Source organism: Belliella aquatica (assembly GCF_014637795.1).
Lineage (GTDB): Bacteria > Bacteroidota > Bacteroidia > Cytophagales > Cyclobacteriaceae > Belliella > Belliella aquatica.
The window spans coordinates 232,885-241,048 of record NZ_BMFD01000004.1 but is presented as its reverse complement, the minus strand read 5'-3'; the positions used below and the strand labels follow the sequence as shown (position 1 = coordinate 241,048).

General features: G+C 39.1%; 4 protein-coding genes. 1 reads left to right on the top strand and 3 read right to left on the bottom strand.

Annotation, left to right across the window (positions count from 1 at the left end; all coding sequences use genetic code 11):
- Nucleotides 1-2,146: 2,146 nt before the first annotated feature.
- Together IEV57_RS07720 and IEV57_RS07715 are read right to left on the bottom strand one after the other, a co-directional pair.
- Nucleotides 2,147-2,374 (bottom strand): hypothetical protein, encoded by a 228-nt coding sequence (locus IEV57_RS07720; protein ID WP_188441346.1) that lies wholly within the window; start codon nucleotides 2,372-2,374, stop codon nucleotides 2,147-2,149.
- Between the two features lie 20 nt (nucleotides 2,375-2,394).
- The gene (locus tag IEV57_RS07715) at nucleotides 2,395-2,649 is read right to left on the bottom strand and encodes a hypothetical protein (RefSeq protein ID WP_188441344.1); all 255 of its coding nucleotides are present in this window, start codon (nucleotides 2,647-2,649) and stop codon (nucleotides 2,395-2,397) included.
- 153 nt (nucleotides 2,650-2,802) lie between these two features.
- On the opposite strand from IEV57_RS07715, the gene IEV57_RS07710 reads away from it, so the two are divergent.
- Nucleotides 2,803-3,219: a hypothetical protein gene (locus tag IEV57_RS07710; protein ID WP_188441342.1), complete on the top strand. Its 417-nt coding sequence runs from the start codon at nucleotides 2,803-2,805 to the stop codon at nucleotides 3,217-3,219.
- Nucleotides 3,220-4,564: 1,345 nt separating this feature from the next.
- On the opposite strand, the gene IEV57_RS07705 is transcribed toward IEV57_RS07710, so the two are convergent.
- Nucleotides 4,565-6,151: a Fic family protein gene (locus tag IEV57_RS07705; RefSeq protein ID WP_188441340.1), complete on the bottom strand. Its 1,587-nt coding sequence runs from the start codon at nucleotides 6,149-6,151 to the stop codon at nucleotides 4,565-4,567.
- Nucleotides 6,152-8,164 lie beyond the last annotated feature (2,013 nt).

Here is an 8,164-nt window from a genome sequence, read left to right as displayed (position 1 = left end):
AAGGGATGAAGGCAGAAAAAGAAAGGATGAAGGTTAAAGGATAAAGGAGGAAAGAGCAAAGTTTTTTTATTACACCGAGTGGTACAGAGGAGGCACAGAGGATCACGGAGCATATTTGAAGGGAGAAAAAAAGGGAAAAGGTTCCCGCCACGGCGGGCAAGAAAGGAGAAAGGTGGGAAAAGATGAAGGATGAAGGAGAAGGGGAAAAATGTCGAACGCTGAATGTTGAATTGGATAAAGGATGACCACGCCTGCCTACTGCAGGTAAAAATTAAGCGAATTGAACGAATTAGGATTAAAGGAATTTGGAAGAGGGTTAGGAACTGATGAATTGAAATTAATTTATGGGGTTATTAATTTCTGGCGCTGAAGCGCTAATGATTGACACGAAGAGTTGAAGTATGACAGTTGAAATTTGGAAAATGAGGTGAAAAATGTACTAGTCAGGGAAAATAGCCCCCCGAAATACTTCGGGGCAGGCTCAGGCAGGGGGGCTGTATACCTTATAGCCCTCCCAAAGGGAGGCAGGCATGTACTAGGCGCTAATATATGATTTGTAGTCACAACATTCGATATGCGCCGCCGTGCATGGTAAAGGAATGTGCACACGTGACCGGGAGTCCCAGCTATGGCTGTATTAGAAATATAAGTGTCTCTCGGGACGATAGGAGGATGAGTAAATTTAGAAAGGGAAAGGAAGCGTCTATGAGTCTATTACATTTAAGTCCAAGTCAGAAGACTTGAACCAATCAGAATCAGAGGGGTTGAACCAATCAGCATTAAATTCAACCCTTTCAGGGTTGGTGGAGAATATCCCATTTTCTTCCTAACCACGGGTTGCTACCCGCGGTTAATAACCTTCGGTATTAAATTCTTTCAGGATTCATGCTCTACAAATAAGTAGCCTCTACCCCATTTGGAGGAAGAGATCAAAAATCTTTTGTTATACCGAGATGACTGCTTTAGGTAGGGATGCACAGAGGGGATTTGAAGGATGAATTCGGAAGGATGAAGGATGAAAAATATCGAACACTGAATGTTGAATTGGAAAAAATATGGGGGTTTGGATGCGATCTAGACTTAGAGGAGAATCTAGTCAGGGATAGTAGCCCCAAAGGGGGCTAAATCATTATTAGCCCTCCCTAAAGGGAGGCAAGCATGTACGACTTGTCCCGTAGAATTACGGGAAGGCGCTTGTATAACACTTTTAGTCACTCCTACAGCTATGCGCCGCAATGCGGGGTAAAGAAGGGTGCACACGTAGCCCAGAGTCCCGGCGGTGGATGTTTTTAGAAATGTTAGTGTCTTTTGGGACGATAGGGGGATTAGTAAAATCAGAAAGGAAAAGGAAGCGTCTATGACGCTATTACATTCAGGTCCAAGTCAGAAGACTTGAACCAATCAGAGACGATAGAGGGATTAGTTATTTTAGAAAGGGAAAGGCGAAGGGATGAAGTAAATGAAAAATTAGAAAGTAACATGATGAATATCGAATTTAGAAGGAATTAAGAATGGTGATGTTGATGAAGTTTCAATGCAATCTATACTGAGAGAAAGGAATTGTACTGATTGTCAAAATGTTGTCTTTGAAAAATTATATTCTTGGAATAATTATATGTTTTCTTGGTTTTTCGCCAAAAGTCGGCGAATGGTCGGGAGGCATACGGGACACGGTCGGGAGACGGTCGGGAGGAAGACGGTAGAAATTGGGGTATTTTAAGATAAAAATATGATTATTTTATATTAAATTGTATTATTTTTATATGGTAATAATTATAAAAAATGTCAAATGAAATACAGATAAACTCTGAAATGAGTATTCTAATTATTCTAATGAATCGAATTCTAGATTTTGGGAATTCAAATTTGGATACAATCAATTAAAAAAAGGTTCCGACTGTAAAGGAGTCAAAATCTTAATAGCCGACAAGAAGTCAAACTGGGGGACTTGATAAGTTTACATTTCAAAGGAAAGAGGCTTAGGAGCATGAACATATGAAAGATAATTTAATGATTTATCAGTCCCGTTGAAACCTACTTTCAATCTACTTATCTCCTACCCATAGCAAAGCCGTACCAAAGTAGTATCAAAGCTACATCAAAGTAACACTAAAGTAAGGGATAGTGCGACCTTTGACGAAGTCCTCTATTTCATTGTGTTGTGATTTTCAATATCAAATTTTGAAAGAAGGTATGGTAGAAGGTTTTCATAAAAATAGAAGATATCTGCAATTTCTTTGTAGGTTCTGTTTTCTTCAGGAGAGTGTGCATAAGCTTTGAGCATCTTCCACAGAAAATTTTCGATGTCTATTCTATCGAATTTATCCAAAAAATCATTTTCGATTTTTATGTGATTTGAGAGTTCTTCTTTCATATCAAAAAGGGTTTGCTTTATTAAGGCTTCATTTCATTATTAAGTAAAACATGAAGTTTCTCTGCTTCATATTTCAATCTGAGTAACTCTTCTAGTTGAGCTTCTTCATCTAGCCATTCTTCTTCGAGGACTTCAAAGATTCTTGCATGGTTCTCAGCCCATTTACGAAGTACTTTTCTTAATAATTCTTTAACTTCTTCAATCTTTTCATTGCCTTGGTGGTTCACATTGGGGTTCACATATTGATTGTTGAATATAAAAACTGGTGGACACATATTAATGATCGTTTAGTGGAAAACCTTCTGTTTAATAAAGTTTTGATTTTTGTTTTGCAGTGTATTGTATTGAATTGTCTATATTTATTTTGGGATGAATAAATATATAGATTATTGTCTATATACACAAATTTAATTAGATAATTATTTATTATGTCGGGGATTATTGACAGAATTGGCGAATTTGCTAGCAATCAAAAGCTGAGTATCCGAAAAATTGAACAAAAAATAGGTGCTGGAAATGGGACAATTTCTAAGGCTATAGGCAAAGACAAGGACATACAGGCTAAATGGATTGAACTTTTTGCTTCACATTATCCAAATGTTAATCCTGTTTGGTTATTAAGGGGTGAGGGAAATATGCTTTTGACGTCTAATCAACAAAAATCTGAAGAACCCTTTTTAAGAGCGGGCGAACCTGTTCACGGCTTTTTGCCACGTGAACAGCATTTAGAAATAGTAGATTCCCTAAAGCAAGTCATCTCTGCTCTAGAAGGTCAATTGGATGAAAAGGAGCGGATTATTGTGTTAAAGGATAGAATTATCAGGGAGTTGGAAGAAAGGCTTTAATTTTTGATTTCAATTTGAGATTGTTGTTTTGGTGCGTGTATTAAATCTATACCTATTTTAATTTTAAGCTAGTTGTTAGCCTAAAAATCAGTGGATCTCGCTGCAAGCTTCGCGAGCTAACCCATTTTCTTAACGGTTTCCACAATTAACTTAAAAGACCAAGGGCCGTCCTTTGAGAAGCTAGGAGTTACAGAAAGGATGAAGGCATAGTGATGTAGGATAAAAAAATGATGAACACTGAATGTCGAATTTAAAATATTGAACTAGAAATAGTCAAGGAAAGTAGCTCCATCGGAGCTATATGCCTCTTAGCCATGTACAAGGCGCTAATAATCATTTATAGTCACAACATTCGATATGCGCCGCCGTGCATGGTAAGGGAATGTGCACACGTAACCCAGAGTCCCGGCGGTGGTTATTTTTAGAAATATTAAGTGTCTTTCGGGACGATAGGAGGATTAGTGAATTTAGAAAGGATGAAGGGTTGATTTTGAGTAGTGAGAGAATCTGTTTTGAGATGAATATATTGTTTTCTCTTACTTTTTTGCTTGATCAAAAAAGTAACAAAAAAATCAAGACGGAGATATCCTATCAACGCTCAAGGCCAGCGCCGGCCCGGATCTCCGTCGTCCCACCCGCATCAGACGGTTTGAGGGGAATTGACGGTTAATATATTTTAATCTAGCCCTAGCAAAGGCTGTCCTTTTAGAAGCCTGGAGTCAGTAATTATATCAGTAATCAAGACAACTTACATTAAATAAAACTACTCTCGAAAATCTAGTCAAGGAAAGTAGCTCCAGCGGAGCTAAATCATTATTAGCCCTGTATAAGGCGCTAGGAAAATATTTATAGTCACTACGGCCGTTATGCGCCGCAATGCAGGGTAAAGAGTGCGCACACGTGACCCAGAGTCCCGGCTGTGGCTGTATTAGAAATATAAGTGTCTCTCGGGACGATAGGGGGATGAGTAAATTTAGAAGGTAGAGTGTTGATTTTGAGGAGGTGAAAGGGGTTCAAAAATCTTTTGTTACACGGAGTGGCGCGGAGGAGTCACCGAGTTGCACAGAGGGTTTATAAAGCAAGAAGGCGAAGGGAGGAAGGATAAAAAAAATAATGAACGCTGAATGTCGAATTTAAAATGTTGAATTGGAAAAAATATGGGGGTGTGGATGCGGTCTAGACTTGGAGGAGTTAAACGATTAAACATAGTTAATCGCTTAACATTTAACCCTGCTCTTCTCCTAGAATCGGATTCCGTAATAAATAAAATAGTCATCAAGTCAGGAGAAGCTTTTCTTGGTACCTTGTACTTCGTACATGGTACAGTTTACAGATTTCCCCAATTTTAAATTTCTCCCAGTTCAGCTTGAGAGTTAAAAATAGACTTGTATTGGGTTTCAATGGCTTTTACCTCTGAATCAGTCAATTCCTTAAACTCCTTTGCTTTGGCACGCTTTGAAAGGACTCCATTGTTTTGTTCTAGAAACCGAACTATCATTGAGATCAATTTATCAGGCATTTCAAATTCCTCCTCCAAATAGTGTTTAAATAGGTCATAATTTGCAAGAAAATTAATTTCGTTTGGGATTATTTTTTCGATCGTCTCTTTCACACAATCAAATAAAAATTCAGCTTGAGGAGTCGCATCAAAAAAACGATAGTAGTCTAAAGTTTCATTGGTGACTTGCACGTTATGATCACTCGTTTGTTTCCAATCGACAAAGTCTAAAAGAGGTCTGGAGTAGGTCTCCAAAACCTTTCTATAATCATCGATATGGTCTAAAATAGAAGACGATACTGGAAATATAATTCCCTGATCAGAAAACTTCTTTTTAGCAAGTATATGGTGAATCAAATAACGGTGTATCCTGCCATTTCCATCTTCGAAGGGATGAATAAATACAAATCCAAATGCAATTGCTGCGGCAGCCAATACAGGGTTGAATTTTTCTGCTATCAAAAGACGGCTTGTTTCTACCAATCCTTCTATCAGTATCTCCAAGTCTTTCTCTCTGGCAGAAATATGCTCAGGAATAGGCTCTCCCGAATACCGATCGTGTTCTCCTACGAAGCCTCCTTTTTTCCTTAAACCCATATCAATAAAACGGGTATTCTCAATCACAAGCTGCTGTAAACGGATAAACTCCTCTTTGCTGAGTTCGTACTGTCCTGCCTGACCTATAGCATTCCCCCATCTAGAAGCTCTTTTGCTTTTTGGGCTTTCCCCCTCAATCGTAAAAGAAGCTTTTGAATCCTTCAAAAGTAAAAATGCGGATGTACGTTGAATGATATCTTTTCTGAAACCTCTAACTAGTTCCCTATGCATCCCTATATAATTGGACGCAATATGAGCTTCCAGTTTAGCAGATTTTTGGATCAGTGGACAGAATTGGGAAGTCCCTGGCAGATTATTGATGACCATATGCCTAGGAGATTTAATTCCTGTTACAGCATACTGTAATCTGTCATCAATAACCTTTACATAACTTTTTTTCGAAAGATCCTCTTTACCTGCAATCACCTGCCCCGTGGTCCATTCTAATAAAAACCATATACGCCTAGAATATTGGCCAGATGGTTCTGTCAACACCAATTTTAGAATTTCCTCAGGCTTAAGAAAAAAGTAAAGTTTGGCAAAAAACAACAGGTTTACCCCCTCATATTTTAAAGCAAATACCAAATGATTATAAAGGGCTTTTTCTTTTGAGAGGCTAGGGTCATCTTGAGGCAAGTACCTGTTTGGCAGAACCTTGAAATCATCTGTTTCCATTTGCTGATTTTTTTCAGCCACCATGACTGTTTTTAATGGAATAGGAACCTGAAGCCCTAGTGTTTCAATTATTGCTGCATAACCAACAGACCAACCTATACATGGCTTTACTTTCCCGAGAATTATGGGCGCATCACTTGAAAAATAAGCGCTTTTAGTCATTTATTGTATTTTTTGAGCGCAATATATGCTTTGATTCTATGCTATTCAAGTTATCTGGAAAATTATTTTGAGGTTTTCTCCACACAAATCATTGTCAATAGATGCGTGATTCGCCGTGGGCAGGGTAAGGGAACGTGTATACGTGACGGGTTGTCCCAGCTGTGGCTGTATTAGAAATATAAGTGTCTTTTGGGACGATAGGGTTCTTGTAAAATTAGAAGGGTGAAGGGTTGATTTTGAGGAGGTGAAAGGGGATCAAAAATTTTTTGTTACACGGAGTGGCGCGGAGGAGTCACCGAGTAGCACGGAGGAATCACCGACCTGCCTGCTGCAGGCAGGGTTGCACAGAGGAGATTTGAAGGGAGAAAAAGGGAAAAGGTTCCCGCCACGGCGGGCAAGAAAGGATGAAGGATGAAAAATGTCGAACGCTGAATGTCGAATTTAAAATGTTGAATTGGAAAAAATATGGGAGTGTGGATGCGATCTAGACTTAGAGGAGAATCTAGTCAGGGATAGTAGTCCCGACGGGGCTAAATCATTATTAGCCATGTACAAGGCGCTACTGATAGATTTATAGTCACTAGGGCCGTTGTGCGCCGCCGTGCATGGTAAAGGAATATGGACATGTAACTGGGAGTCCCGGCTGTGGCTGTATTAGAAATGTAAGTTTCTCTCGGGACGATAGGAGGATGCGTAAATTAAGAAAGGAAGAAGGTTGATTTTGATTAGTGAGAGAATCTGTTTTGAGATGCATATATTATATTCTCTTACTTTTTTGCCCCGAAATAATCGGGACAGGCTTTGATCAAAAAAGTAACAAAAAAATCAAGTTGGGGAAATCCTTCAACCCGCAAAAGGCCACCGCACGCCCGGTCCCCCAACATTCCCACCCGCATCATACGGTTTGGGTGAAATTGAAAGGTTTTCCTTTAAACAAGATTAGGGCTAGATGGTCACTCCTAAAACCATATAAAGAGATATTTTTTAATTTTACCAAGATGCAAATAGTATTATTTTTAGAATTGAAATTACGGGGTCTAATCACGGGGTCTACGTATCCCCTACGTTACCCTAACGTTGATACTAGACTGCTACTACGCTGGTACTAGGGAGCAGGGGGAAAGAAAGCAGGAAGGAGGAAGGATTTATTAAGAGTTAAAAAATGAAGAATGTCTTTGAAATAAAACTAGTCAGGGATAGTAGCCCCGACGGGGCTAAATCATTATTAGCCATGTACAAGGCGCTACTGATAGATTTATAGTCACTAGGGCCGTTGTGCGCCGCCGTGCATGGTAAAGGAATGTGGACATGTAACTGGGAGTCCCGGCTGTGGCTGTATTAGAAATGTAAGTTTCTCTCGGGACGATAGGGGGATGCGTAAATTAAGAAAGGAAGAAGAGGTATTTTTTTTAGTGAGAGAAAAGTATTGAAGCATTTAACATTTCTTTCTCTTACTTTTTCCATTGATGAAAAAGTAACAAAAAATCTAGGCCTGAGCTGATGCTTTTAAATTGGGATAACGGATGTTTTGATAATTTCAGTTATTGACCCAATTTAATTTTAAGTCAATTGTTCCAACCTAAAAATGGGTGGATCTCGCTGCAAGCTTCGCGAGCTAACCCATTTTCTTAACGGTTTCCACAATTTCCTTAAAACCAGCCTCAACTAGGACCGTCCTTAAAGAAACCAGGAATTATGAGAGAAGGTGAAGTGTAAATATAAAAATCGGGTTGAAATTGTATTAAATGAAGGGTTTAATATTCTTTTTTAAAGAATTGAAATTACGGGGTCTAGTCACGGGGTCTACGTATCCCCTACGTTACCCTAACGTTGATACTAGACTGCTACTACGCTGGTACTAGGGAGCAGGGGGAAAGAAAGCAGGAAGGAGGAAGGATTTATTAAGAGTTAAAAAATGAAGAATGTCTTTGAAATAAAACTAGTCAGGGATAGTAGCCCCGACGGGGCTAAATCATTATTAGCCATGTACGACTTGTCCCGCAGCATTGCGGG